Below are 26,615 nucleotides of genomic sequence, written 5' to 3' on the forward strand. Positions count from 1 at the left end.
CGTGGGGAGGCCGCTCCGGAGTCGGGCGGTATCGGCGGTGTCAAGGACCAACCTTCTCATCACTGGTGGCCCGATCCCGGCCATCCGCGCTGCTGTCGCGCGGTGTCCGCGCCGCTCCGTCGTGTTCCGGCCGTTCCGGGCCTCCCGGACCGTCCGCGTTCCCGCCGTCGGCGGTGGCCCCGGGGCCGCCCCCGTCCGCGCCCGGGCCCGGCCCGTCGGTGCCGTCCGGGCCGGTCCCGCCGTCCTGCGGGGCGAGCGGCGCGTCGCCCTCGTCGCCGTGCGCGACCCGCCGCTTGCGCTGGCGGACGAAGCGCAGCGCGGCGAGCAGGAGCAGCAGCACACCGCCGCCGAAGACGTAGAGCACCCCGTTGGTCACCGAGGTGACCTGGACGGTGAAGGTCACCGGTTCGCCGTACTTCTGCGGGTTCGGCCCGGTGGTGTACAGCTGGGCGGTCATGCTGACCGGCCCGTTGTTCTTCGCCTCGGCGGGGAAGCGCAGGGTGACGCTCTGCGAGGCGGGCAGCACCAGTTCCTCGGTCGGCAGCTCGACCCGGAGCCGGTTGGGCTGGGCCGGGGTGAGGACCAGCTTGAGGTTGGTGACGGTCTGGGTGAGGTCGTTGCGGACGCTGACCTGGAGCACCCCGGTGTCGCCCGCGAAGGTGATCTCCCGCTTCGGCGGCACCTTCACCGCGCCGGTCAGCTCCTTGAGGTAGCGCTTCACGCCCTCCCGGTAGTCGGCCCCGGCCCGGCCCTCGGTACGCCACTCGGTGGACAGCGAGCGGACCATGGCGGCGCTGAACGGGCCGCGCACCCGCTGCGGCAGGGTGAGCACCCGCATCAGTGTGTCCAGGTCGGTCTGGATCCGGGTGGTGGTGGTCAGGTCGAACGCCGACAGCTCCGAGTCGCGGGCCCGGGCCGGGTAGTCGGTGGGGGCCGGGACGGTCGAGTTCGCCTTCGGGTCCGGTGTCAGCTGGGCGAGCGCGTCCAGCTTGACCGGCTCCACCCACTTGCCTTCCTGGGCGGCCTGGAGGGCGGTCGCGAGCACCTTGGCGGTGCCGGCGCCGAGGTCGCGCGGCGGCATCACCAGCAGGCCGCGCGGGTTCTGCGGCTCCTGGCGGGAGATCACGAAGGTCTCGGCGAGGAAGCGCTGGACGGCCCGGGTCTGCTCCTCCTGGGTCGCGAGCTCCCCCTCGAACAGCGAGGAGATCAGCTGGTCGGCGACCAGCGCGGTCTGCCCGTTGCCGATCTGCCGGGTGGCCGAGGGGGTGTACTTCAGCGCGTCGGACTCGGGCATGCTGGAGCCGTTCACCAGCATCAGGCTGTTGCCGGTGCGCTGGGCGACGGCGGCGATCCGCTGGTCCAGGTAGCCCCGGTAGGGCCAGGCGACATCGGCCCGGGTGTCCACCGACAGCCGGCCTTCGACGGTCAGCCGTCCGGCGGTGGCCGCCTTGCCGAGCGCCGCGTCGATGCCCTCCAGCTCGGGGGCGTTGTGGGCGATCGAGGCGAGGTCGGGATCGGCGTACGGCAGCGCCACCACCTGGCTGCCCGGCTTGGCCACGGCGGCCCGGAGCTTCTCCAGCCAGGCGATGGCGGCGGGGGTGCCGGTGCCGGCGACGGTGTTGTCGTCCTTGGCCGCGTTGCCCCCGGTGCCCGGCTTCTGCACCACGTAGCGCCTGGTCATCGCGAACGCGGTGTCCAGCAGGTCCGGGTCCACCACCCAGGTCAGCCCGGTCAGGGCGGCGCCCGTGTCGACCAGCGCGTACAGCCGGCCGCCGGGGGCGAACTCGGTGGCCAGGCTGTCGTCCCGGAGCACCGGGACGGTCTGGTCGTTCTCGGAGAGGGTCTGGGCGGCCAGCACCGGCGCGTGCGTCAGCGGCCACAGGGTGGTCACCTTGGACGGCTGCGCGTCGCCCGGGGACGGGTTGTAGGGCAGGTAGCTGCGGGCGATGCCCAGCGGCCGGTCGCGCTGGTTGTCGGCGGTCGCGCCCCAGACGTCCACCGCCAGCTCGTACACGCCCTCGCCGGAGAACTGCAGGTCGGCGACGGCGACGCTGAGGGTGTACGGCTGGCTCTGGCCGGGGCCGAGCTCGTTGAGGGCGTACTGCGGGCTGTCCATCGAGATGCCGTCCGCGTTGAGCGGGACGCTCCGGGAGGACACCGAGGCGAGCTCGCTGCGGGTGGTGAGCGGCTTGCTCGGCCAGGGCCGGCGGACGGCCGCGTGCGCGGACTTCAGCACCGACCTGCCGGCGTTGGTGACGTGCCCGGTGATCGTCACGGTGCCGCTCTGGACGGCGACCGGCTTGCTCACCGAATCGATGGTCATCGTCACCGGGAGCTCGGCGCTGACCGCCGTGTCGGCGACCGGCCGGTTCCCCCCGGCCGGAGCCGCGCCGGCGGATCCGCCGGGCAGCGCCGAGGCGAGCACCAGCGCGGCGCCGAGCGCGCCCGCCAGCCGCCGGACGGTTCGTCCCAGGACCCGCCCCGGGCGCCCGTCCGCCTCCGGACCCGGGTGCCGTGCCGGCTCACTCACGCGGTTCGCCCTCGTTCACGGGTTCGCCCTCGCCGTTCTCGATCGCTGCTGCTGCTGCCGTGCTGCTGCGGATGTTCCGTCGGCGGTGGAACGCCGTGAGGAGCAGCCGTGAAGAAAATGTGGCGGTCCGGTGCCCCGGTGGCCGTGACGGCGCACCGCACCGCGGCCCGTGCTCGGTGCATCCGGACTCGTTCCACCGGCATGGTAACGATGTGGCGCGGGGTGCGGTGTTGCGGGCCGGGGAGTGAGCCGGTGGAAACACGCGGGCGACCGGGCCGCCGGGCCACGTACCCTTGTGAGCCGTGTCCACTGCCAATGAGCCCACCGCCCACCCGACCGGCACCCATCATTCCAGTTCCGCCGTCCAGGTCGTCCCCGGCCTGAGCGAGGCGCAGACCCTGGGCCTGCAGGAACTGCTGCGGGTCTCCCCGGTCGCCGACGAGATCGCCCGCCGCTTCCAGGCGGCCGGTCACCGGCTCGCGCTGGTCGGCGGCTCGGTCCGGGACGCCCTGCTGGGCCGGCTCGGCAACGACCTGGACTTCACCACCGACGCGCGTCCGCAACAGGTGCTGAAGCTGGTCAAGGGCTGGGCCGACGCGGTCTGGGACGTCGGCATCGCCTTCGGGACGGTCGGGGCGCGCAAGGACACCCCGGAGGGGTCCTTCCTGATCGAGATCACCACCTACCGCTCCGAGGCGTACGACCGGACCTCCCGCAAGCCCGAGGTGAGCTACGGCGACACCATCGAGCAGGACCTGGTCCGCCGCGACTTCACGGTCAACGCGATGGCCGTCGACCTGCCGGGCCGGGGCTTCGTCGACCCGCACCGCGGTCTGGACGACCTGGAGGCGCGGGTGCTGCGCACTCCCGCCACGCCCGAGGAGTCCTTCTCCGACGACCCGCTGCGGATGATGCGGGCCGCCCGGTTCGCCGCCCAGCTGGACTTCGAGCCGGCCCCCGAGGTGGTCGCGGCGATGACCGCGATGGCCGAGCGGATCACCATCGTCTCCGCCGAGCGGGTGCAGGCCGAGCTGAACAAGCTGCTGCTGGCCGCGCACCCGGTCAAGGGCCTGCGGCTGCTGGTCGACACCGGCCTCGCCGACCACGTGCTCCCGGAGCTGCCGGCGCTGCGGCTGGAGCACGACGAGCACCACCGCCACAAGGACGTCTACGAGCACTCGCTGACCGTTCTGGAGCAGGCGGTCGACCTGGAGCGGGAGGGGCCCGACCTCACCCTGCGGCTGGCCGCGCTGCTGCACGACATCGGCAAGCCCCGCACCCGCCGCTTCGAGCAGGACGGCCGGGTCTCCTTCCACCACCACGAGGTGGTGGGCGCCAAGATGACCCGCAAGCGGATGCGCGACCTGAAGTACTCCAAGGAGCTCACCGAGGAGGTCTCGCGGCTGGTCGAGCTGCACCTGCGCTTCCACGGCTACGGCGGCGGCGAGTGGACCGACTCGGCGGTGCGCCGCTACGTCACCGACGCCGGACCGCTGCTGGAGCGGCTGCACAAGCTGACCCGCTCGGACTGCACCACCCGGAACCGGAAGAAGGCGGCCGCGCTCTCCCGCACGTACGACGGCCTGGAGAGCCGGATCGAGGAGCTCAGGGCGCAGGAGGAGCTGGACGCCGTCCGCCCGGCGCTGGACGGCAACCAGATCATGGAGCTGCTCGACCTGAAGCCCGGCCCCGCGGTCGGCAAGGCGTACAAGCACATGCTGGAGCTCCGGCTGGAGCACGGCCCGATGGAGCACGAGGCGGCGGTCGCCGCGCTGCGCGCCTGGTGGGCCGACCAGCAGTAGCGCACGCGCGTGACGGCGAGGGGTGGTCCCGGGTTCTCCCCGGGGCCACCCCTCGTCCGTGCGCGGGCCGGGCGGCGCGGGCCCGGCCGCGGGTTCAGAGCTTCTTCAGGCAGAGCACGTAGCTGAGCGCCTCCGTGGTGGAGTCGCGGGTGTAGGTGCTCTCGGCGCCGGTGACGTTCTCGCACGCCTTGTCGTTGTCGCTGGTCCCGTAGACCTTCTTGAGCACCTTGTACTGGGCCTTCGGGTCGCCGCAGGGCAGCATGGTGATCCGCGGGCTGGCGTCGTGGGTGGCGCTGGTGCCGTTCTCGTTGCGCAGGCAGTCACCGGCCTTGGCGGTGTCGATGTCGTTGGGCACCTTGGTCGCGGTCGGCGTCGGCAGGGTGATCGTGGGCACCGGTACCGCCGGAGCGGTCGCCGCCGGGACCGTGGCCGCCGGGACGGACGGGAAGGTCGGCGAGGGGAAGGCCGGCACGGTCACCGAGGGCATCACCAGCGGACGGTGGGGGGTGTCGCGCTCGGTGGAGGCGAAGAGCGCGCCGGTGGCGATCAGGACGATCCACGAGCCGATCCCGAGCACCGGCAGCAGCAGCATGAGGATGTGCGGCCGCTTGGTGAGCGGTACACCCGGGTCCAGCTGCGGCCCGTGGGTGCCGGGCACCGGGGGCGGCAGGTCCTTGATCCGGTTGTGGGCCGCGAGGTTCCGCAGCAGGGTGACCACGGTGAAGACGCCGGAGAGGTAGCTCCACCAGCCCTGCACCAGGGTGCGGGCGGACATGTCGCGGACCACGGCGGTGCCGCAGGTGCGGCAGAACGGCCCCGGCTGCTTCAGGAACCGCATGATGACGATGATGCCCTGGTGGCCGCGGACCGTGGTCTCGACGGCCGGGAAGCCGCCGCAGAACCGGCACACCGGACCGCCCTGCGGTGCGGCGTACCCGGCCGGGGCCGGGTAGCCCCCGGCCTGTGGCGGGTAGGCGTAGCCCCCGGGCGGTGCCTGGGCGGGAGCGCCGTAGCCGGGCGCGGCCGGCGGCGGCGCGGCCGGGTAGCCGTAGCCGGCCGGGGCCGGTGCGCCCACCGGCTGCGGGGCCGGCGCGCCGGCGTACGGGTTGCCGGTGGCGTACGGGTTGGCGCCGTCGGCGGGCGGCGGCGAGCCGTACGGCATCTGGGGCGGAACGGACAAGGGGATCCCCCGGAGGAAGTGCGGGTGGCGGACGGTCAGGACTTCTTGACCGGCGGGACGCCGGCGAGCGGGCCGAGGCAGAGCACGTAGCGCTTCTTGTTCCAGCGGCGGCCGCTCTTGCCCGAGACGGTGCTGGTGGTGCCCGCGGCCTCGCGGCACCGGCCGGTGTCGGTGGTGGAGTCGAACTTGGCGAGCACCTTGTAATTCGCCTTGCTGTCAGTGCACTTGACCACCGAGACGTCGCGGGTGCCGGAGGTCTTGACGCAGTCGCCGGCCTTGGCGCTGCTGACGCTGGGTCCGGTGACGAAGTAGCCGACGATCAGGGCGATCACACCCAGGACCAGGCCGACCGCCTTCAGCCGGGCCCTGCCGCGGCCCTTGGCGGCCGGTCCGGGCTGCGCGGCGGCCGGCGGGTAGCCGTGCGGCGAGGGCGGGCCGTACGGGCCGGGGGCCTGCGGGTACGGCGGCGGGGCGGCCGGGTAGGGGCCGGGCTGCGGCGGGTAGGGCTGCGCCGCCTGCGGGGCGGCGGGGTAGCCGTAACCGGGCGGGGGCGGCGGTGCGCCGTAGCCCGCGGGCACCGGCTGGGGCTGCCCGTACGGCGTGGGCGCCGGGGGACCGTACGGCTGCGGAGCCGGCCCGGGGCCGTAGCCGGGCGGCGGTCCGTACGGACTGGGTGGTGTGCTCATCAGATTGTCCCCCGAGACAGAGTGCTGCCACTGCGACAGATCTGACGTACCTTAGCGACTCGGAACGACGCCTCCGGGGCACAGGGGCCGCCCGCGCGACCCGGTCGGCCGGACGTCCGTGGTCAGCGGGCCGGGTCGCCGGGGAGCGGGCCGGTGCGGCGGGCCGCGCGCAGGTAGAGCACGGCCGCGGCCGCGTACACCAGGGAGACGCCGGCCACGACCGCGGCCGAGCGGCCGGAGAGCGGCAGCACCAGCGCGGTGACCAGGGCGGCGGCCACGAAGGCGACATTGAAGAGAACGTCGTAGATGGCGAAGACCCGGCCGCGGAACTCGTCCTCGACCGACTCCTGCACCACGGTGTCGGCGCAGATCTTGGTGCCCTGGGTGACCACGCCGAGCAGCAGCGCCGCGATCAGACAGGGCACCAGGCTGAAGCCGAGGCCGAGCGCGGGCACGAAGACCACCGGGGCGGCCAGGCAGAGCGTCATCCAGCCGGCCAGTCCGAGCCGGTGGCTGCACCAGGGGCTGATCACCGCCGCGATGAAGAACCCGGCGGCGGAGAGGCCGACCGCCTGCCCCAGGGTGGCCAGACCGGCCGCGCTGTCCGCCGGGTCGTTGAAGGTGTAGCGGGCGAGCATCACCACGACGACGATCAGCACGCCGTAGCAGAACCGGGCGGCGGTCACGGCGGCCAGCGCGTGCGCCGCCGGGCGGCGGTCCCGCACCAGGTGGGTGACGGCGGCCCGGAGCTCGCGGGCGGCCTGGGCCAGGGCCTGGCCGATCGCGGGCCGGCCCGGGTGGTGCTCCGGGCCGAGCAGGTCCTTCTCCATCCGCAGCGCGGCCAGCGCGGCGGACAGGTAGAGCAGCGCGGCCAGGCTCACCAGGGCGGCGTCGGCCCGCGGGCCCGGCGGCATCACCTGGTGCAGCAGGAAGCCGAGCCCACCGCCGCAGGCCGCCGCGACGGTGCCCAGGGTGGGGGAGAGCGCGTTGGCGGTCACCAGCTGCTCGGGCCGCACCACCCGGGGCAGCGCGGCCGACAGTCCGGCCAGGATGAACCGGTTGAGCGCGGTGACCAGCAGCGCGGAGGCGAAGAACAGCCAGGTCGGCGCCTGGGCCAGGAGCAGTCCGCCGGTGACCAGGCCGAGCCCGAACCGGCCCAGGTTGCCCAGGTAGAGCACCTGTCGCCGGCGCCAGCGGTCCAGCAGGACACCGGCGAAGGGGCCGATCACCGAGAACGGCAGCAGCATCACGGCCAGCACCGAGGCGATGTCGGCGGGCGAGGACTGCTTCTCGGGGGAGAAGACGACATAGGCGGCGAGCGAGACCTGGAAGACGCCGTCGGAGAGCTGGGACAGCACCCGGGCGGTCAGCAGCCGGCGGAAATCGCGGCCGCGGAGCAGGCCGAAGAGCGTGGCGCGCTGCGCGGCACGGTGGGTACTGCCGTTCTCGGTGATCGCCACCCGCCCAGGGTGCCATGGATCCGGGCGGTGTTTCACGTGAAACATTCGCCGGGAAAAGGTGAACGGGCCCGCGGTCGTGGACCGCGGACCCGTTCGGTGCTCAAGGGCTCAGCACGGGGTGGGGCGAGCTCAGCGCTCGACCTCGCCCTTGATGAACTTCTCGACGTTCTGGCGGGCCTCGTCGTCGAAGTACTGGACCGGCGGGGACTTCATGAAGTACGAGGAGGCCGAGAGGATCGGGCCACCGATGCCGCGGTCCATGGCGATCTTCGCGGCGCGCACGGCGTCGATGATGACACCGGCCGAGTTCGGGGAGTCCCAGACCTCGAGCTTGTACTCCAGGTTCAGCGGGACGTCGCCGAACGCGCGGCCCTCGAGGCGGACGTACGCCCACTTGCGGTCGTCCAGCCAGGCCACGTAGTCCGAGGGACCGATGTGGACGTTGTTGGCGCCCAGCTCGCGGTCGCGGATCTGCGAGGTGACGGCCTGGGTCTTGGAGATCTTCTTGGACTCCAGGCGCTCGCGCTCGAGCATGTTCTTGAAGTCCATGTTGCCGCCGACGTTCAGCTGCATGGTGCGCTCGAGGACGACACCGCGGTCCTCGAACAGCTTCGCCATCACGCGGTGCGTGATGGTGGCGCCGACCTGGGACTTGATGTCGTCACCGACGATCGGCACGCCGGCCTCGGTGAACTTGTCCGCCCACTCCTTGGTGCCGGCGATGAACACCGGGAGGGCGTTCACGAAGGCGACCTTGGCGTCGATGGCGCACTGGGCGTAGAACTTGGCGGCGGCCTCGGAGCCCACCGGCAGGTAGCAGACCAGGACGTCGACCTGGGCGTCCTTCAGGGCCTGGACGACGTCGACCGGGGTCTCGTCCGACTCCTCGATGGTCTCCCGGTAGTACTTACCCAGGCCGTCGAGGGTGTGGCCGCGCTGCACCGTGATGCCGGTCGGGGGCACGTCGCAGATCTTGATGGTGTTGTTCTCGGACGCCGTGATGGCGTGCGCGAGGTCCTGGCCGACCTTCTTGGCGTCGACGTCGAAGGCGGCGACGAACTGCACGTCACTGACGTGGTAGTCACCGAACTGGACGTGCATCAGCCCGGGGACCTTGCCGGCCGGGTCGGCGTCCTTGTAGTACTCGACACCCTGCACCAGCGACGTGGCGCAGTTGCCCACACCCACGATGGCTACGCGAACCGAACCCATTCCCGGTTGCTCCCTGTGATCTCATGAGCGCCGCCGAAGGTCGGCGGTACTCGTCCTGCTTATTCGATGACTGCGAACGGGCGCATGACGCGCCCACTCCTGCCGCGCGGCACAGGGCTGACGCGGTCTCAGCGCTCCTGGGCGGAACGCCCCGGGCGGTCGTGCGGTGGCCCGGGCGGGTCGACGGACCCGTCCTCCTGGCCTCGGCCGTCCGAAGTCTGGGGTACTGCGGAACCGGTCCCGCCGGCGGGCGTCCCGGTCCGGCCGGAGCGGTTGGCCCGCTCGGTCTCGATCAGCTCGTTCAGCCAGCGGACCTCGCGCTCCACCGACTCCAGTCCGTGCCGCTGCAGTTCGACCGTGTAGTCGTCGAACCGCTCGCGGGCCCGGGCCAGCGAGTTGCGCATCCGCTCCAGGCGCTCCTCCAGCCGGCTGCGGCGGCCCTCCAGGACGCGCATCCGCACGGCCCGGTCGGTCTGACCGAAGAAGGCGAAGTGCACACCGAAGTGCTCGTCCTCCCAGGCGTCCGGGCCGGCGTCGGCGAGCAGCTCCTCGAAACGCTGCTTGCCCTCGGCGGACAGCCGGTAGACGGTCTTGGACCGCTTGCCGTTGAGCGCGGTGGCCGGCACGTACTCGACGTCCGGGTTGTCCTCGACCAGGAAACCCTGGGCCACCAGGCTCTTCAGACAGGGATAGAGCGTCCCGTACGAGAAGGCGCGGAACGAGCCGAGCAGGACGTTGAGCCTCTTGCGCAGCTCGTAACCGTGCATCGGGGCGTCGTGGAGCAGTCCGAGAACGGCGAACTCCAGCACTCCTGAGCGTCTGCCCACTGCCTTCGTCCTCCCTTCTCCGGCCCGTCCGCGACCCGCCTCGATCGGCGGTATGCCGTCCCGATGTATCGGCTCGATATATCGAGAACAGTAAGCCTGGGTCCGCGAACCGGCAAGGGGGACGCGCGTGAATGTGATCACAAGACGACGCGCGGGTGTGCTTGGCAACGGGCGTGTAATGATCTGTTGCCGTTTTGCGGTTATTGGCGATTGATGCCCGATTAGTTCGGATTCGGAGCTGCGTACGCTGTCGCGTGTGCACGAGGACCACCTCCGGGGTTAGGGCGGTTACGGGCATCGGACGTGGACCCTGCCTTCAGGCTCGACCGGCCTGGCGAGGAGTAGCTGGAAGATGAGCGAACGACGGCGCAGGGCGCCCGGCGGCGACGGTCGCCCGCCGGGCGGCGGCAACGGACGGTCGGAAGGACCCGGGCGCGACGAGCTGGGCTCGGAGGGTCTGGGCCGACGGCGCCCGCCGGGCACGCGGGACACCGCCCAGCAGCCCCGGATGACCCGTGCCGAAATGCGGAAGGCCGCGCAGAAGGGCGGCCGCCGCGGGGACGGGACGGCCGCCGACGGCGGCGCGGCCGCCGGTGCGGCCGAGGGCAAGAAGCGGTTCATCGACTACCCGCGCTTCGGCAAGCGGGGAGTCCGCCGCTGGCTGCCCTCCTGGCGGCAGTGGCTGAGCGCCGTGCTGCTCTTCGCCGCGGTCTGCGTGGGGGCGGTCTTCTACGTCTACCAGAGCACGAAGATCCCGCCGCTGAACGCCCTGGTGAACGACCAGAACAACATCTACTACTGGGCCGACGGCACCGAGATGGTCCGCAAGGGCGAGACCAACCGGCAGATCGTCGAGCTGACGGACATCTCGCCCAACCTCCAGAACGCGGTCATCGCGGCGGAGAACGAGACCTTCCGCACCGACAGCGGCATCGACCCCAAGGGCATGCTGCGCGCGGTGGTCAACATGGCGAAGGGCGGCCAGACCCAGGGCGCCTCGACCATCACCCAGCAGTACGTGAAGAACGCCTACCTGACGCAGGAGCAGACGCTCAGCCGCAAGGTGAAGGAGTTCTTCATCACCCTGAAGGTCAACCAGGAGTACGAGAAGCCCGACATCCTCAAGGGCTACCTCAACACCAGCTGGTTCGGCCGCGGCGCCACCGGCGCCCAGGCCGCCGCCCAGGCGTACTACGGCGTCAACGCCAAGGACCTCGACCTGTGCCAGAGCGCCATGCTGGCCGCCCTGCTCAAGGGCGCGTCGTACTACGACCCGACCATCAAGGCGAACCAGGCCCGCGCCGAGGAGCGCTGGAAGTGGATCCTCGACCGGATGGTGGAGACCAAGAACGCCAGCGCCGAGGAGCGGGCGAAGTGCACCGCCTTCCCCACCCCGATCAAGCAGGTCCCGTCGGCCAATATGAACGGTCAGATCAGCTACATGGTCGAGACCGCCAACAAGTACGTGATGGCCAAGGACCCGACGATCGACCAGCGGGCGATCGACAAGGGCGGCTTCAAGATCTACACGACCTTCCAGAAGGAGAAGGTCGACGCCCTGAAGAAGGCCGTGGACGACGTCAAGGCGGAGACCCTCAACGTCCAGAAGCGCCCGAACAACGACAACTTCGTCCAGTTCGGCGCCTCCAGCATCGTCCCCGGTGACGGCGCGATCGTCGCCATCTACGGCGGCGAGGGCGTGGAGAACGGCAACTTCGGCAACAACGCCGACGCCCAGGGCGTCCAGGTCGGCTCGACCTTCAAGCCCTTCGTCCTGGCCGCCGCCATGCAGACCGGTGTGCAGACCGCGACCGACGACAAGGGCAAGCCCAAGCGGATCAACGCCGACAGCCGCTACCTGTCCGACGACCTCTCCGAGATCCGCAAGCCGGACGGCTCGCTGCTGCTCGGTGACGACGGCAAGCCGTACCGGCAGAAGAACGAGGAGAAGGGCAAGCGCGGCTACGTCTCGCTGCGCATGGCCATGCAGTACTCCTACAACGTGCCCTTCGTGCAGCTGAACCAGGACGTCGGCGGCCAGGTCGTGATGCAGACCGCCGAAGCGCTGGGCATCCGCAAGGAGAGCATCGAGAAGGAAGCGAAGACGGCGACCTTCCCGCTCGGCGTCTCCACCGTCAGCCCGATCCGGATGGCGGACGCCTACGCGACCTTCGCCGCCAGCGGCAAGCAGGCCGAGCCCTACTCGGTCACCAAGGTCCTGGTGGACGGCAAGGAGCGGGCCGGCTTCGGCAAGCACGAGACCAAGCAGGCGGTGGAGGCGGCCGTCGCCGACAACATCACCGACGTGCTGGTGAACGTGGCGCAGAAGGGTACCGGTACCAAGACCAACGCCCTCGGCCGCCCGGTGGCCGGCAAGACCGGTACCACCGACGAGAACAAGTCGGCCTGGTGGGTCGGCTACACCCCGCAGCTGGCCACCAGCGTGGCGATGTGGCGCGAGGACCCGAACGCGCACGAGCGGCTCTCGCTGAACGGCACCGGCGGCAAGGACTCGGTGCACGGTGGTGACGTCCCCGCGGACGTCTTCACCCGGTACATGAAGGTCGCGCTGGCCAACGAGAAGAAGCTGAACTTCCCGACCCCGCAGCCGGTCGGCTCGCAGGTCGACTCCTCGGGTGCCCCGAGCACGGCGAGCGCCGTGCCGACCCCGACCACGAGCGAGACCGTGACCGCTCCCCCGGTCGACCCCAACGCCGGGCAGCCGACCCAGCCGCCGGCCACCCAGGGTCCGGCCTGCGTCCCGGGCGTCGACTGCCCGGGCACGGTGCCCACTCAGCCCGGTCCGACCAGGACCAACCCGAACCCGGGCGGCGGGACCAACGGCGGTGGCGCCAACGGCGGCGGGACCAACGGCGGTGGCGCCAACGGCGGCGGCGCGGCCGGGGGCGGTGGTACCAACGGCGGCACCACCGGCGGCGGCACCAGCCCCTCGCCGAGCTGCCTGCTCGGTCCGATCGGCTGCACCACGCCGACCCAGCCGACGACCCCGACCCCGGACCCGGGCGGCGGGGCGGGCGGCGCGACCGGCGGCCCGACCACCAGGCCGCCGAAGCCGACCACCTCGCCCTCGCCGGGCGGTGGCAACGCCGTGGCGCCGTAGCGACGCGGTGGCGCGGTGACCGGAACGGCGGTGGGAGCTCCCCGGAGCCCCCACCGCCGTTTCGCCGTATTCGGAGCGATTCGTACCGGTACCCGGCCCCCCGGAGGCCCCCCGGCGCCGCCCCGGCCGCCGCGGAGCCGGGAAAAGGGGCAGGGTCCTCCTCGTACGGGCGGGCGGGGTGCGGCAGGATGTCCGCCATGACGTCCAGCACTCGCGAGGAAGAGGACCGGGCCGCGCCGGCGGCCGGTCCGCAGGCCAACACCGTGGTGGTGCCGGCGGACGAGGACCCGGTCGCGGCCGCCGGCAGCGAGGTGATCGGCGGTCCGCCCGGACGGCGCGCCCTGCTCGGCGTCTCCTGGTGGATCCCGGCCCGCTTCCTGGCGCTGGTGGTGATCGTGGTCTCGGTGCTGGGCATGGCGCAGAAGCTGCCCTGCTACAACGCCGCCTGGTTCCAGCCCGGCTCGCCGCAGTACGTGCACGCCTGTTACAGCGACATCCCGCACCTGTTCTCCGGGCGCGGCTTCGCGGCCGGACTGCACCCCTACGTGGACCGCATCCCGGGCACCTCCGGGGATCTGCAGTTCCTGGAGTACCCGGTGCTGACCGGCCTGTTCATGCAGGTCGCGGCCTGGCTGACGCCCGGCGGCGGTGCCCTCCAGGACCAGGAGCGCTGGTTCTGGACCATCAACGCGGGCCTGCTGATGGCCTGTGCCGTGGTCGCCGTGGTCGCGCTCTCCCGCACCCACCGGCGCCGCCCCTGGGACGCGCTGATGTTCGCCCTGGCACCGGTGCTGCTGCTCAACGCCACCGTCAACTGGGACCTGCTGGCGGTCGCCCTGGCCGCCGTCGCGCTCGCCTGGTGGTCCGGCTCGCGGCCGCTCTGGGCCGGTGTGTTCATCGGCCTCGCCACCGCGGCCAAGCTCTACCCACTGCTGCTGCTCGGGCCCCTGGTGGTGCTCTGCTGGCGGGCCGGGCGCGGACGCGACCTGCGGGCGCTGCTCGGCGGCGCGGTCGGCGCCTGGCTGCTGGTCAACCTGCCGATCATGATGGCGAACTGGCAGGGCTGGTCGACCTTCTACGTCTTCAGCAAGCACCGCACCGAGGACTACGGCTCGCTGTGGCTGATCCTGATGCAGAACCGCGGTGTCGGACTGGCCAACCTCGACACCTTCATCGCCGTCCTGATGCTGCTGAGCTGCGCGGGAATAGCGTGGCTCGGGCTCGCGGCGCCCCGCCGGCCGAGGGTGGTGCAGCTGGCCTTCCTGGTGGTGGCCGCGTTCGTCCTGTTCAACAAGGTGTACTCGCCGCAGTACGTGCTCTGGCTGCTGCCGCTGGCGGTGCTGGCCAGGCCGCGCTGGCGGGACATCCTGATCTGGCAGTGCTGCGAGGTGCTCTACACCCTGGGCATCTGGTCCCACCTGGGCTTCGTCACCGGCGCCAAGCAGCACGGGCTCGGCGAGTCCTGGTACCACTTCGCGATCGTGCTGCACCTGCTCGGCACGCTCTACCTGGTCGGCCTGGTGATCCGGGACATCCTGCTGCCGGACCGCGACCCGGTGCGCTGGGACGGCAGCGACGACCCGTCCGGCGGGGTGCTCGACGGGGCCCCGGACGTGTTCGTGCTCGGCGGCGCCCGCCGGCTGCGCGAGGAGGAGAGCTACGCCGGGTACGCGCCGGCCGGCCCCGAGGCGTGGCTGGAGGAGCCGCCCGCCGCGGAACCGGCCGAGAAGGTCTGACCGGACCGGCCCCCGCGGGGGCCGGTCCTCAGCGGTCGACCACGCGGTCGAAGTGCGTGGTGGTGTGCCGGACCTGGAGGCCCAGCTCGTCGCCGATCGCCGGCGGCGCGCTCTCGCCGTCCAGGAGCAGCAGCGAGACCTGCATGTGCGGCGGCTCGGCGAACCAGAGCTGCTTGCCCGCCCAGTGGTACGGCGACTTGGTCTTGTTGACGGTCGCCAGGCCGGCCCGGGCGATGCCCTTGGCCCGTGAGGACATGCCCTGGACGTACTTGGGTGCCTCCAGGCCGATGCCGTGCGCGGTGCCGCCGGCGACCACCAGCAGGTGACCGTCGGCCGGCGCCGGGTGCTGGCGGTAGCCGTAGCGGTCGCCCTTGCGGACCGGGGTCACGTCCAGCACCGTGGCCCTGACCTCCAGGGCGCCGTGGTCGCCCAGCCAGAGCCGGGTGCCGATCCGGGCCCGGAAGACGGTGCCGGGGAAGCGCTGGGTCAGCTGCTCCATGCCCGCCGCGCCGAGGTGGCTGACGAACACGGTGTGCACCGGGAGTCCGGCCGCCCGGGCGGTCTCCACCCAGTACGCGACCTCGTCGACGGGGTTGGAACCGTCCGGCCGGTCCATCGGCAGGTGCAGCGCCAGGCCCTCGAAGGCGACGCCCTCCAGTTCGGCGGCGACCATGGTGAGATCGGCCGCCGAGACGCCGTGCCGGCGCATGGTGGTCATGCACTCCACCACGACCCGGGCGCCGTGCAGCGCCCGCAGGCCCTCCAGGTTCGCCACCGTCCGGATCACCCGGGCGTGCGGCAGCGGGAGCGCCTCCTCGCCCACCCGGTAGGGGGTGAGCACCAGCAGCTCACCGCCGTACCAGTCGGCCGCGTCGGCGGCCTCGTAGGCGGTGCCGACGGCCAGCACGCCGGTGCCGAGGAGGGTCGCCTCCTCGGCCAGGCGGTGGTTGCCCAGTCCGTAGCCGTTGCCCTTCGCCACCGGCACCAGGCCCGGGAACTCGGCCAGGACGGAGCGCTGGTGGGTTCGCCAGCGTTCGGTGTCGAGATAGAGCGACAGCGTCATCGGGTCATCTCCCAGAAGGTGTTGGGCACGGCGGCTCGGGGGCTCGGCGGGGCGCTGCTCAGCGGCGCGACATGTAGAGGTCGAGGGCCTTGTGCAGCAGCTTGTTGAGCGGGAAGTCCCACTCGCCGAGGTACTCGGCGGCCTGGCCGCCGGTGCCGACCTTGAACTGGATCAGGCCGAACAGGTGGTCGTTCTCGTCCAGGGTGTCGGAGATGCCGCGGAGGTCGTACACCCCGCCGCCCAGCGCGTAGGAGTCGCGCATCATCCGCCACTGGATCGCGTTGGAGGGCTTGACCTCGCGCTTGTGGTTGGCCGAGGCGCCGTAGGAGTACCAGACGTGCTCGCCGACGACCAGCATCGTGGTCGCCGCCAGCGGCTCGCCCTCGTGGTACGCGATGTACAGGCGCATCCGGTTCGGGTCCTCGGCGGTGAGGGCGTTCCACATGCGCTGGAAGTACGACAGCGGGCGCGGGGTGAACTTGTCGCGCTCGGCGGTCACCAGGTAGAGCTGGTGGAAGATCGGCAGCTCGTCGTAGCCGCCCTGGACCACCTCGACGCCGCTCTTCTCGGCCTTCTTGATGTTGCGGCGCCAGAGCTGGTTGAAGCCCTTCTGGATGTCGTCCAGCGAGCGGTTGGCCAGCGGCACCTGGAAGACGTAGCGCGGCTGGACGTCGCCGAAGCCGGCGCCGCCGTCCTCGCCCTGGAGCCAGCCGGCCTTGCGCAGCCGGTCGGCCACCTCGAAGGCGCGCGGCTCGTACCAGTCGGCCTCGATGTCGCGCAGGCGCTTCGCCTCCTTGCCGGCGATGGCCTCCTTGATGGTGGGGGCGTTCCAGCGGCGGATGACCACCGGCGGGCCCATCTTCACCGAGAAGGCGCCCTGGGACTTCAGATGGGCGAGCATCGGCTGCAGCCAGCGGTCGAGGTCCCGGTCGAACCAGTCGATCACCGGGCCCTCGGGCAGGTAGGCGAGGTAGCGCTTGACCTTGGGCAGCTGGCGGTACAGCACCAGGCCGGCGCCGACGAGCTGGTTGTTCTGGTCGAACCAGCCGATCGACTCGGTGCGCCACTCGGCCTTCACATCGCCCCAGGACGGCACCTGCATGTGGCTGGCCGAGGCGCGGCTCCTGATGAAGGCGAGATGCTCCTCGCGGGTGATCGTCCTCAGGCGCAGGCTCATGCTCGGTGCTCCTCGTCGGTCGGGCTGCGGTGGGCCCCGTGTTCTCGGGCTGACCCTATCGTCCGGGGTTCCGGCGGCCGTGGGTCGCGTCCGCCGCGGCTGCCCGCGGGCCGGGGACGCGGCGGCGCCCCCGGGGCGTACCGGTCCGTTGAAGACAAGTACGCCGCGGGGGCGCCGGGGGTTCCTGGCGGGGTGGTGCGGTGGGGGCTAGCCCCAGAGTCCGCCGCGGGCGATGCCGAGGTAGAAGCCGATCGCCGAGGCGCCGAGGGTGACCATCAGGACGAAGCGTTCGGCCGTGGTGACGGAGACGTACATCCCCACCAGTCCGGTGATGATCCCGAACAGGCCGGTCCACGAGGTCAGCAGATGCAGGTTGTGGAAGAACGAGGTGATGAAGGCGATTGCCCCCAGGACGGCGGTGAGGCCGACCAGGGTGTTCTCGCGCGGGTGCGGGTGGCCGTCGGTGTTCAGGGTGAGGGCGGGCATGCGGTGGACGGTCTGGGCCATGAGTCCCACCTCCTGGCGTGGAGACGAACGAGCAGGAAACCCGTTCCGTCCAGATTGCGGCGGTTGGGCCGGTCTCACAACCCCTATGCGTTTTGTTCGTCCGTCCGGGGCGGGTAGGGTGTGTCGTCTGCACTGGTGTAGCTGTGCCCTCCGCTGCCCTCTTCCGGGTGAACGGGGACGGGCTGTCCGACCCGGCCGCTACGGTGGCCGAAGTCGGCACTGCACCGGTGTCGACGCTGCACAACCCTCCTGCCACGGAGAGACCGTGGCCGCTGAGTCCAAAGGAGGTGGGTTACTCATGCGTCACTACGAGGTGATGGTCATCCTCGACCCCTCGGTCGAGGAGCGCGCCGTTTCCCCCCTGATCGAGAGCTTCCTGGCTGTCGTCCGCAACGCGGGCGGCAAGGTCGAGAAGGTCGACACCTGGGGTCGCCGCCGTCTGGCCTACGAGATCAACAAGCAGTCCGAGGGCATCTACTCGGTCATCGACCTCCAGGCCACGCCTGAGGTCGTCAAGGAGCTCGACCGCCAGATGGGCCTGAGCGAGTCGGTTCTGCGGACCAAGGTCCTGCGCCCGGACACCCACTGAGCCACCTCTGAGACCCCTTCGGGTCTCGGGTAGCTCGCGACCGCTGTTTCACGTGAAACAGCGGTGAACGGACATCTTCCGGAGAGGTCACCACCACCATGGCAGGCGAGACCGTCATCACCCTCGTCGGCAATCTCGTCGACGACCCCGAGCTGCGCTTCACCCCGTCGGGTGCGGCGGTCGCGAAGTTCCGCATCGCGTCCACTCCCCGCACCTTCGACCGTCAGACGAACGAGTGGAAGGACGGCGAGAGCCTCTTCCTCACGTGCAACGTCTGGCGGCAGCCGGCGGAGAACGTGGCCGAGTCGCTGCAGCGCGGCATGCGCGTCATCGTGCAGGGCCGACTGCGCCAGCGGTCTTACGAGACCAAGGAAGGCGAGAAGCGGACGGTCTTCGAGGTCGAGGTCGACGAGGTCGGTCCGAGCCTGCGCTCGGCGACCGCGAAGGTCACCCGGGCCAACCGGTCCGGTGGCCCCGGCGGCGCACCCGGCGGCGGCGGCTTCGGCGGCGGCCCGCAGGGCGGCGGCCAGGGCGGCGGCAACTGGGGCGGCGGTGGCGGCCAGCAGAGTGGCGGCTGGGGTGGAAACTCCGGCGGCCAGTCCGGCCCCTCCGACGACCCGTGGGCGTCCAGCGCTCCCTCCGGTGGAAACCAGAGCGGCGGCAGCTGGGGCGGCGCCCCGTCCGGTGGCGGCTTCTCGGAAGAGCCCCCGTTCTAAGAGCTGACAGATTTCGTGCGGCCAGGGTGCCGGGCGTCGTGAGACGCCGGCCCGGTCGTGAACCCAATGGAGCACACAATGGCGAAGCCGCCTGCTCGCAAGCCGAAGAAGAAGGTTTGCGTCTTCTGCAAGGACAAGGTCAACTACGTTGACTACAAGGACACGAACCTGCTGCGGAAGTTCATCTCCGACCGTGGCAAGATCCGTGCCCGCCGGGTCACCGGCAACTGCACCCAGCACCAGCGTGACGTCGCCACGGCCGTGAAGAACAGCCGTGAGATGGCGCTGCTGCCCTACACCAGCACCGCGCGCTAAGAGAGGGTGACCGAACAATGAAGATCATCCTCACTCACGAGGTGCCGGGTCTCGGCTCCGCCGGCGAGGTCGTCGAGGTCAAGGACGGCTACGCCCGCAACTACCTGGTCCCGCGTGGCTTCGCCATCCGCTGGACCAAGGGTGGTCAGAAGGACGTCGACGCCATCCGTCGCGCCCGCAAGATCCACCAGATCCAGACCCTCGAGGCCGCCAACGAGGTCAAGGGCAAGCTCGAGGGCGTCCAGGTCAAGCTGGCCGTTCGTTCGGGCGAGGCCGGCCGTCTGTTCGGCTCGGTGACCCAGGCCGACGTCGTCGAGGCCATCAAGGCCGCCGGCGGCCCGGCGGTCGACAAGCGCGCCGTCGCGATCGGCTCGCCGATCAAGACCGTGGGCACCCACAAGGTCTCGGTCAAGCTGCACTCGGACGTCCAGGCCAACCTGGACATCGCCGTCGTCGCCGCCTGATCGACGACAACGCCGTAGCAGTGGCCGCAGGGCCGGTCTCCCCCTCGGGGGAGGCCGGCCCTCGGTCGTTCCCCGGGGCGGGGGCCACGCTGCCCGCGGGCCCCGGCGAGCCGGGGCTCAGCCCCGGACGGCGCCGGTGACCAGCCACTTGCCGCCGCGGGCCCGCCAGGCCAGGAAGCCGGCGCGGACCAGCATGAAGAGGTTCAGTGCCCACCAGAGCCCGGCCAGCCCGGTGCCGCTGGCCGGCACCGCGAGCGCGGCGGGGGCGAACACGAGGAGCGTGGCGAGCATGGCCCGGGCCAGGAAGGCGCCGTCCCCCGCGCCCATCAGCACCCCGTCCAGGACGTAGACCAGCCCGGAGACCGGCTGGCAGAGCGCGAGCAGCAGCAGGACGGTGTTCAGCTCCTGCTGCACGGCCGGGTCCGGGGTGAACAGCGGGACGTACAGCGGCCGGGCGACCACGATCAGCACGCCCAGCACCACCCCGGCGCCGATGCCCCACTCGATCATCCGCCGGGTGGCCGCCCGGGTGCCCGGAACGTCCGAGGCGCCCAGGTAGCGGCCGATGATCGCCTGGCCGGCGATCGCGATGGAGTCCAGCGCGAAGGCGATGAACAGCAGCACCGTCATGGCGATCTGGTGTGCGGCGATCTCCCTGTCACCGAGCCCGGCGGCCACCGCGGTGGCGATCATCAGGATCGCGCGCAGGCTCAGGGTGCGGACCATCAGCGGCCCGCCGGCCCTGGCGCTCGCGCGTATCCCGGCGGCGTCCGGCCGGAGCGAGGCCCGCTCCCGGCGGGCGCCGCGCACCACCACGAACACGTAGACGCCGGCCATCCCGGTCTGGGCGATCACCGTGCCCCAGGCGGAGCCGGCCACCCCGAGCCCGGCGCCGTACACCAGGCCGGCGTTCAGCCCGAGGTTGGCGGCGAAGCCGGCGACGGCCACGTACAGCGGGGTCCGGGTGTCCTGGAGGCCCCGCAGCACGCCGGTGGCGGCCATCACCATGAGGACGGCCGGGATGCCCAGCGCGCTGATCCGCAGATAGGTCACCGCGTACGGGGCGGCGGTAGCCGAGGCGCCGAGGACGTCGGCCACCCAGGGGGCGAGCAGGAGGGTCAGCGCGACCACGGCGACCGAGAGCGCCAGGGCCAGCCAGATGCCGTCGACGCCCTGCTGGATCGCGGCCCGGCGGTCCCCGGCGCCGATCCGGCGGGCGACCGCGGCGGTGGTGGCGTAGGCGAGGAAGACGAACACCCCGGTCGCGGTGGTCAGGGCGGCCGAGGCGACGCCGACACCGGCCAGCTGGGCCGTGCCGAGGTGGCCCACGATGGCGGAGTCGGCCATCAGGAAGAGCGGCTCGGCGACCAGGGCGCCGAAGGCGGGGACGGCGAGGGCGAGGATCTCCCGGTCGTGACGGCGGCGGTCGGCGGTGAGGGTCATGGGGTCCAGGCTACTCATCCACAGGTAAGTGGTGCCAGCGGATATCGGTGCTTACTCGTACGGCTGGGCGACTGGGCCGTCCGGGTCTGTGTCCACCGCCACCCGACTGTGTGTGAAGAATTTCTCATGCACAGGCCCTGGAGGAGGGAATCCCAGGTCAGCAAGTTGACGGTGGATCGATGGTCTGGTTATCCACAGGGCTTTCCACAGGGGCGTCCACAGGTTTGCGGTACTTCTCCACAGCCATCGGGCACTCGTCCACACCCCCTGTGGATAACCGCCTTGGCCGAAAGGCTCCCGGCGCCTTAGCGTGGGCCCTCCGTCCGACACTCCCACCCGTCCCGGCGTCCGATTTGTCGGTGCGGTGGCGTAGAAATGCGGTGGCGGGAGCTCGGGTTCCGCTCCCTCCCGGCCACCACCGGCAAGGCCCGCTCCAACTCGCACCACTCGCTGATCGGGGAACACGCGTGACCGGCCCCCAGTACGACGACCACGACGCCCCGCCCCCGCCGGAGGACGACTGGCAGGGCACCGACGACCCCTTCCCGGTCGGCGCCTTCGCCGACGGCCCCTTCCCGGACGGGCCCGGCGACCGGCTGCCGGTCTCGCGCGCCCGCGGCAACGGCCAGGGCCAGGGCCAGGGAGGTGGCTTCCAGAAGGGCGGCAAGGGCGGCTCCGGTGGTTCGGGGGGCGGCGGCTTCCAGCGGGACGGCAAGCGGCGCCAGGGCGGCGAGGACGAGCGTTCCGGGGACGGCGGGCTGGAGGGCTTCGAGCGGGTCCCCCCGCAGGACCTCGCGGCCGAGCAGTCCGTCCTCGGCGGCATGCTGCTGTCCAAGGACGCCATCGCCGACGTGGTCGAGGTGCTCAAGCCCGCCGACTACTACCGGCCCGCGCACGAGCTGGTGCACGGCGCGATCCTCGACCTGTACGCGCGCGGCGAGCCGGCCGACCCGATCACCGTCGCCGGTGAGCTGACCAAGCGCGGCGAGCTCCAGCGGGTCGGCGGCCCCGGTTACCTGCACACCCTGGTCAACTCCGTCCCGACCGCCGCCAACGCCGAGTACTACGCGCAGATCGTGCACGAGCGCGCGGTGCTGCGCCGGCTGGTCGAGGCGGGCACCCGGATCGCGGGCATGGGCTACGCCGCCGAGGGCGACGTCGACGAGATCGTCAACGCGGCCCAGGCGGAGATCTACGCCGTCACCGAGCAGCGCACCAACGAGGACTACGCCCCGCTCGCCGACATCATGGAGGGCGCCCTCGACGAGATCGAGTCGATCGGCTCCCGCAACGGCCAGATGTCCGGCGTCCCGACCGGCTTCGCCGACTTCGACGCGCTCACCAACGGGCTCCACCCCGGCCAGATGATCGTCATCGCCGCCCGTCCCGCGATGGGCAAGTCCACCCTGGCGCTGGACTTCGCCCGGGCCTGCTCGATCCAGCACAAGCTGCCGAGCGTGATCTTCTCGCTCGAAATGGGCCGCAACGAGATCGCCATGCGCCTGCTCTCCGCCGAGGCCCGGGTGGCGCTGCACCACATGCGCTCCGGCTCGATGACGGACGACGACTGGACCAGGGTCGCCCGCCGGATGCCGGACGTCAGCGAGGCGCCGTTGTTCATCGACGACTCGCCGAACCTGTCGATGATGGAGATCCGCGCCAAGTGCCGCCGACTCAAGCAGCGCAACGACATCAAGCTCGTCGTCATCGACTACCTCCAGCTGATGCAGTCCGGCGGCTCCCGCCGGGCCGAGAACCGTCAGCAGGAGGTCTCCGACATGTCGCGGAACCTGAAGCTGCTGGCCAAGGAGCTGGAGGTGCCGGTGATCGCGCTGTCCCAGCTGAACCGTGGTCCCGAGCAGCGCACCGACAAGCGGCCGATGGTCTCCGACCTGCGTGAGTCCGGCTCGATCGAGCAGGACGCGGACATGGTCATCCTGCTGCACCGCGAGGACGCCTACGAGAAGGAGTCCCCCCGCGCCGGCGAGGCCGACCTCATCGTCGCCAAGCACCGTAACGGCCCGACCGCCACCATCACCGTGGCCTTCCAGGGTCATTACTCGCGCTTCGTCGACATGACCCGCGACTGACCCGCGACCGACCACCGACCGGTCGGCGGTCGGGGCCGCACGGTCCGGCGCGCGGTTCCGCGACCGGGCCGGACGGTGCGGCCGGTTCAGAGCGTGACGGTGGCCCGGAACACGGTGGCGCCGGTCCCGGTCAGCGCGGTGGCCGTGCCGGTGGCCGGGAGGAACGCGGACTCGCCGCGGGCCAGCTCCAGCGTCCCGCCGTCGGCCGAGGCCAGCCGGGCCGAGCCCGCCGTGCAGAGCAGGATCTGCGGCGCGTCACCGGGCAGCGTCCGCTCCCGGCCGTCGAGGACGAACCGGGAGAGCCGGAACTCGTCGATCGGCACGGGGTACAGCTCCTCGCCCGGCGTCGCGTCCACCGCGACCGGCAGCAGCGGCTGCGGCGCGCTGGAGGCGAACCGGACCACCTTGAGCAGTTCGGGCACGTCGATGTGCTTGGGGGTGAGCCCGGCCCGCAGCACGTTGTCCGAGTTGGCCTGGAGCTCGACGCAGACACCGTGCAGGTACGCGTGCGGGACGCCGGCGCCCAGGTAGAGCGCCTCGCCGGCGCGCAGCAGGACGTGGTTGAGCAGCAGCCCGGCGATCAGCCCCCGGTCGCCGGGGAAGTCCCGGGCGATCCGGACGTACGGCGCGTAGGGCCCGGACGGGTCCTCGGCGGCCGCCTTGCCGACCGCCTCGGCGGTGTCCCGGACCGCGGCCGCGCCGGCCGGACCGTCCAGGCCGAGGGCGGCGGCCAGGGCGCCGCTGAGCGCCGCGGACTCGTCGTCCGCCCGGAGCTCGGCGATCACCGGCTCCAGCGCGGGAACGCCGAGACCGGCCAGCAGCGCGACCGCCCCGGCGGGCCGGCGGAAGCCGCACAGGCCCTCGAAGTCGCCCAGGGCGCAAATGAGTTCGGGCTTGTGGTTGGCGTCCCGGTAGTTCCGGTGCGGGGCGTCCAGCGGGATCCCCAGGGCGTTCTCGGCGGCGAACCCGGCCCGGGCCTGGTCGAGCGAGGGATGGGCCTGGATGGAGATCGGGACGCCCGGGGTGAGCACCTTGAGCAGGAACGGCAGGGTGGGGCCGAACCGGGCCACCGAGGCGGCCCCCAGCTCGCGCTCGGGATCGGCGGCGATCAGCTCGTCCAGCCGGCGCGGTCCCTCGCCCCGGTCGGCCCGGGAGGGGTCGCCGGGGTGGGCGCCCATCCAGAGCTCGGCCTGCGGTTCGCCGGTCGGCTCCTGCCCGAGCAGCTCGGGGAGGGCGGTGACGGATCCCCAGGCGTACGGGCGGACGGTGTTGGCGAGCTTGTCCATGGGCGCGGTCCTGCTCCTTTGCTGCGGTGGGCTGGCGGGCCTCGCCGCCGGGCGGCGCCCCGCGGGCGGTGCCGACGGTGGGAATCCGGGCAAAGGCCGGGCGTCGACCCTAGCCGACCCGTGCCTCCGCAGGTGAAACGTCGGATGCCGGTGGGGAGTGCCTCGGGGGGCGGGTCGGTCCGACAACGCGGTAGTAGGATGCCAGGACCCAGTGTTTTCCACAGTGTCCTCCAGTCGGCGGGTGCCGGCCGGGACAGTGTTTCCTGATGAGTGCGGGCAACGGTGACTGGCACTTCCCGCCCACCGGCCGAGAGGTTAGTACGTGACCGTCAACCAGCAGAGTTTTGCTGATCTCGGCCGGGTGCTGGTGATCATCCCCACCTACAACGAGGTGGAGAACGTCGAGCGCATCGTCGGCCGCGTCCGCGCCGCCGTCCCCGAGGTGCACATCCTCGTCGCCGACGACAACAGCCCGGACGGCACCGGTGAGCTCGCCGACAAGCTGGCGGCCGAGGACTCCCACGTGCGCGTCCTGCACCGCAAGGGCAAGGAGGGCCTGGGCGCCGCCTACCTGGCCGGCTTCCGGTGGGGCATCGACGAGGGCTACGACGTGCTCGTCGAGATGGACGCCGACGGCTCCCACCGGCCCGAGGAGCTGGAGCGGCTGCTCACCGCGCTGCGCGGCGCCGACCTGGTGCTCGGCTCGCGCTGGGTGCCCGGCGGCCGGGTGGTGAACTGGCCGAAGTCCCGGCTGCTGCTCTCGCGGGCCGGCTCGACCTACTCGCGGCTGATGCTGGGCGTGCCGATCCGGGACGTCACCGGTGGCTACCGGGCGTTCCGCAAGGAGACCCTGCTGGGCCTGGGCATGGACGAGGTCGCCTCGGCCGGCTACTGCTTCCAGGTCGACCTGGCCTGGCGCACCGTGAAGGCCGGCTTCAAGGTGGCCGAGGTGCCGATCACCTTCGTCGAGCGGGAGCTGGGCGCGTCCAAGATGAGCCGGAACATCGTGGTCGAGGCGCTCTGGCGGGTCACCTCCTGGGGCGTCGCCGACCGCTTCGCCCGGCTGACCGGCGGGAAGCGCTGACGACACCGGGCCACCCGGACACGTGAGCGGGAAGGCGTGCCCCGTCGGGCGCGCCTTCCGCGTTTTCGGCCTGCCCTGCTCCCATGCTGTAGGGCGCGAGGCCCGGCCCTCCCCGGGGCCGCCGCCGTCCGTGACCGGACCGTCGGGCGCGGACCGCCCTCGCACGCACACCGCGACATCCGGGTGCCGCGGCATCCGGGCACACCGCAGCACCCGGGCACATCCAGCACCCGGGCACACCGCCGCACGTTCCACCGCCGCCACCGAGCCGGACCGAAACCGGGGCCGCCGAACCAGAGGGAGCCACCAGTGACGCCGTCCCCGTCCGAGGAGAACACCGCCGAGGCGGCGGTCCGGCCGCTGGAGGTCGCCGTCTTCACCGGCCCCGAGTCGGCCTTCTTCGCCACCTCCACCCTGGTCCTCGGCGAGCACACGGCGATCCTGGTCGACGCCCAGCTCACCCGCAGCGCCGGCCGCGAGCTGGCCGAGTGGGTGGCCGGCAAGGGCCGTCGGCTGCTCGCCATCGTGGTCACCCACCACCACCCCGACCACTACTTCGGCGCCGAGGAGGTGCTGCGGCTCTTCCCGGAGGCCCGGCTGCTGGCCGCGCCGCCGGTCGTGGACGGCATCCTGCGCACCGCCGCCGCGAAGGTCGCCCAGTGGAAGCCGGTGTTCGGGGACGACATCCCGGACCACCCGCTGGTCCCGGCCCCGCTGCTCCCCCAGCCGCTGATGATCGACCGGCAGGTGATCCCGGTGCTGCTGCTCGGGCAGGGCGACTGCGACGGCTCCACCGTGGTGCACGTGCCCAGCGCCCGCACCGTGATCGCCGGTGACTTCGTCTACAACGGCACCCATGTCTGGACCGCCGACACCACGCCGGAGCGCCGCGGCGAGTGGATCCGCAACCTCGGCCGGATCGCCGAGCTCGGCGCGGAGCGGGTGATCGCGGGACACCGCGCGCCCGAGCAGGGCGACGACGCGGCCCGGGTGCTCGCCTTCACCGGGGAGTACCTGCGGGACTTCGACCGGCTGCTGGCCGGGCACCCGGACGACGCGGAGGCGCTGGTCGCCGCCGTGAACGAGCGGTACGGGGAGCTGACCCTGCCGGCCGTGCTGGAGCTGAGCGCCGCCGCCAACATCGCCGCCGTTGCCGCCGCCGCCGCTGCCGGTCCGGAGACCGGTCCGGAGACGGCGGAGGAGACCGCGGAGGAGCCCGCCGGGGAGGCGGCCGGGTCGGACGTCGTGGACGCGGACGCGGCGGCGGACGGGGCCGGCCCGGACGACGGGGAAGCACCCGGCCGGGCCGCCGACTGAGCCGGCGGCG

Annotated in this window: 21 protein-coding genes; 10 read left to right on the plus strand and 11 right to left on the minus strand. The window is 72.0% G+C overall.

Going from position 1 to position 26,615, the window contains the following annotated elements; translation table 11 throughout:
* Positions 1–40 precede the first annotated feature (40 nt).
* Positions 41–2,530: a DUF6049 family protein gene (locus tag ACIQ9P_RS10915; RefSeq protein ID WP_402353129.1), complete on the minus strand. Its 2,490-nt coding sequence runs from the start codon at positions 2,528–2,530 to the stop codon at positions 41–43.
* Between the two features lie 380 nt (positions 2,531–2,910).
* Here ACIQ9P_RS10915 and ACIQ9P_RS10920 point away from each other — a divergent pair, with 380 nt between their 5' ends.
* Complete coding sequence (locus ACIQ9P_RS10920; RefSeq protein WP_402353902.1) at positions 2,911–4,332, plus strand: CCA tRNA nucleotidyltransferase; 1,422 nt, start codon at positions 2,911–2,913, stop codon at positions 4,330–4,332.
* Positions 4,333–4,426: 94 nt separating this feature from the next.
* On the opposite strand, the gene ACIQ9P_RS10925 is transcribed toward ACIQ9P_RS10920, so the two are convergent.
* The 5 genes from ACIQ9P_RS10925 to ACIQ9P_RS10945 form a co-directional block, all read right to left on the minus strand.
* Positions 4,427–5,512, minus strand: coding sequence for a hypothetical protein (locus ACIQ9P_RS10925; RefSeq protein ID WP_402353132.1), 1,086 nt, complete (start codon positions 5,510–5,512; stop codon positions 4,427–4,429).
* 35 nt (positions 5,513–5,547) lie between these two features.
* The gene (locus ACIQ9P_RS10930; protein WP_402353135.1) at positions 5,548–6,198 is read right to left on the minus strand and encodes a hypothetical protein; all 651 of its coding nucleotides are present in this window, start codon (positions 6,196–6,198) and stop codon (positions 5,548–5,550) included.
* Positions 6,199–6,320: 122 nt separating this feature from the next.
* On the minus strand, positions 6,321–7,658 hold the full coding sequence (locus ACIQ9P_RS10935) for an MFS transporter (protein ID WP_402353138.1): 1,338 nt from the start codon (positions 7,656–7,658) through the stop codon (positions 6,321–6,323).
* 129 nt (positions 7,659–7,787) lie between these two features.
* Positions 7,788–8,870, minus strand: coding sequence for an inositol-3-phosphate synthase (locus ACIQ9P_RS10940; RefSeq protein ID WP_402353141.1), 1,083 nt, complete (start codon positions 8,868–8,870; stop codon positions 7,788–7,790).
* A gap of 128 nt (positions 8,871–8,998) precedes the next feature.
* Positions 8,999–9,697 carry a helix-turn-helix transcriptional regulator gene (locus tag ACIQ9P_RS10945; protein WP_402353144.1) on the minus strand — a complete coding sequence of 233 codons (699 nt, stop codon included), beginning with the start codon at positions 9,695–9,697 and terminating at the stop codon, positions 8,999–9,001.
* A 508-nt stretch (positions 9,698–10,205) separates the two neighbouring features.
* On the opposite strand from ACIQ9P_RS10945, the gene ACIQ9P_RS10950 reads away from it, so the two are divergent.
* Both ACIQ9P_RS10950 and ACIQ9P_RS10955 read left to right on the plus strand, forming a co-directional pair.
* On the plus strand, positions 10,206–12,818 hold the full coding sequence (locus ACIQ9P_RS10950) for a transglycosylase domain-containing protein (RefSeq protein ID WP_402353147.1): 2,613 nt from the start codon (positions 10,206–10,208) through the stop codon (positions 12,816–12,818).
* Between the two features lie 197 nt (positions 12,819–13,015).
* The gene (locus ACIQ9P_RS10955; protein ID WP_402353151.1) at positions 13,016–14,554 is read left to right on the plus strand and encodes a glycosyltransferase family 87 protein; all 1,539 of its coding nucleotides are present in this window, start codon (positions 13,016–13,018) and stop codon (positions 14,552–14,554) included.
* 28 nt (positions 14,555–14,582) lie between these two features.
* On the opposite strand, the gene ACIQ9P_RS10960 is transcribed toward ACIQ9P_RS10955, so the two are convergent.
* The 3 genes from ACIQ9P_RS10960 to ACIQ9P_RS10970 all read right to left on the minus strand — a co-directional run bounded on the left by ACIQ9P_RS10960 (position 14,583) and on the right by ACIQ9P_RS10970 (position 17,301).
* Positions 14,583–15,617, minus strand: a complete 1,035-nt coding sequence (locus tag ACIQ9P_RS10960; protein ID WP_402353154.1) for an alanine racemase — start codon at positions 15,615–15,617, stop codon at positions 14,583–14,585.
* A 58-nt stretch (positions 15,618–15,675) separates the two neighbouring features.
* Positions 15,676–16,794 (minus strand): peptidoglycan bridge formation glycyltransferase FemA/FemB family protein, encoded by a 1,119-nt coding sequence (locus tag ACIQ9P_RS10965; RefSeq protein ID WP_045938884.1) that lies wholly within the window; start codon positions 16,792–16,794, stop codon positions 15,676–15,678.
* A 207-nt stretch (positions 16,795–17,001) separates the two neighbouring features.
* Entirely contained in the window at positions 17,002–17,301 is a 300-nt protein-coding gene (locus ACIQ9P_RS10970; protein ID WP_380227504.1) for a hypothetical protein, read from the minus strand.
* Between the two features lie 298 nt (positions 17,302–17,599).
* On the opposite strand from ACIQ9P_RS10970, the gene rpsF reads away from it, so the two are divergent.
* The 4 genes from rpsF (at position 17,600) to rplI (ending at position 19,385) form a co-directional block, all read left to right on the plus strand.
* Positions 17,600–17,890 carry a 30S ribosomal protein S6 gene (rpsF, locus tag ACIQ9P_RS10975; RefSeq protein WP_030304539.1) on the plus strand — a complete coding sequence of 97 codons (291 nt, stop codon included), beginning with the start codon at positions 17,600–17,602 and terminating at the stop codon, positions 17,888–17,890.
* 98 nt (positions 17,891–17,988) lie between these two features.
* Positions 17,989–18,606, plus strand: coding sequence for a single-stranded DNA-binding protein (locus ACIQ9P_RS10980; RefSeq protein ID WP_402353159.1), 618 nt, complete (start codon positions 17,989–17,991; stop codon positions 18,604–18,606).
* Positions 18,607–18,684: 78 nt separating this feature from the next.
* Entirely contained in the window at positions 18,685–18,921 is a 237-nt protein-coding gene (rpsR, locus tag ACIQ9P_RS10985) for a 30S ribosomal protein S18 (protein WP_030304537.1), read from the plus strand.
* Positions 18,922–18,938: 17 nt separating this feature from the next.
* A complete protein-coding gene (gene rplI, locus ACIQ9P_RS10990) occupies positions 18,939–19,385 on the plus strand; it encodes a 50S ribosomal protein L9 (protein ID WP_402353162.1) in 447 nt (148 codons plus the stop codon).
* Between the two features lie 117 nt (positions 19,386–19,502).
* On the opposite strand, the gene ACIQ9P_RS10995 is transcribed toward rplI, so the two are convergent.
* The gene (locus ACIQ9P_RS10995) at positions 19,503–20,828 is read right to left on the minus strand and encodes an MATE family efflux transporter (RefSeq protein ID WP_402353165.1); all 1,326 of its coding nucleotides are present in this window, start codon (positions 20,826–20,828) and stop codon (positions 19,503–19,505) included.
* A 596-nt stretch (positions 20,829–21,424) separates the two neighbouring features.
* Here ACIQ9P_RS10995 and dnaB point away from each other — a divergent pair.
* Entirely contained in the window at positions 21,425–22,918 is a 1,494-nt protein-coding gene (gene dnaB / locus ACIQ9P_RS11000; RefSeq protein ID WP_402353905.1) for a replicative DNA helicase, read from the plus strand.
* A gap of 86 nt (positions 22,919–23,004) precedes the next feature.
* Here dnaB and manA read toward each other — a convergent pair whose 3' ends face one another.
* On the minus strand, positions 23,005–24,204 hold the full coding sequence (manA, locus tag ACIQ9P_RS11005) for a mannose-6-phosphate isomerase, class I (RefSeq protein ID WP_402353168.1): 1,200 nt from the start codon (positions 24,202–24,204) through the stop codon (positions 23,005–23,007).
* A 322-nt stretch (positions 24,205–24,526) separates the two neighbouring features.
* Here manA and ACIQ9P_RS11010 point away from each other — a divergent pair, with 322 nt between their 5' ends.
* Together ACIQ9P_RS11010 and ACIQ9P_RS11015 are read left to right on the plus strand one after the other, a co-directional pair.
* On the plus strand, positions 24,527–25,288 hold the full coding sequence (locus ACIQ9P_RS11010) for a polyprenol monophosphomannose synthase (protein WP_030392455.1): 762 nt from the start codon (positions 24,527–24,529) through the stop codon (positions 25,286–25,288).
* A gap of 309 nt (positions 25,289–25,597) precedes the next feature.
* Positions 25,598–26,605 (plus strand): MBL fold metallo-hydrolase, encoded by a 1,008-nt coding sequence (locus ACIQ9P_RS11015; protein ID WP_402353171.1) that lies wholly within the window; start codon positions 25,598–25,600, stop codon positions 26,603–26,605.
* Positions 26,606–26,615: the final 10 nt, after the last annotated feature.

The sequence above is a fragment of the Kitasatospora sp. NPDC094019 genome, assembly GCF_044764505.1.
In the GTDB taxonomy this organism is placed as follows: Bacteria; Actinomycetota; Actinomycetes; order Streptomycetales; family Streptomycetaceae; genus Kitasatospora.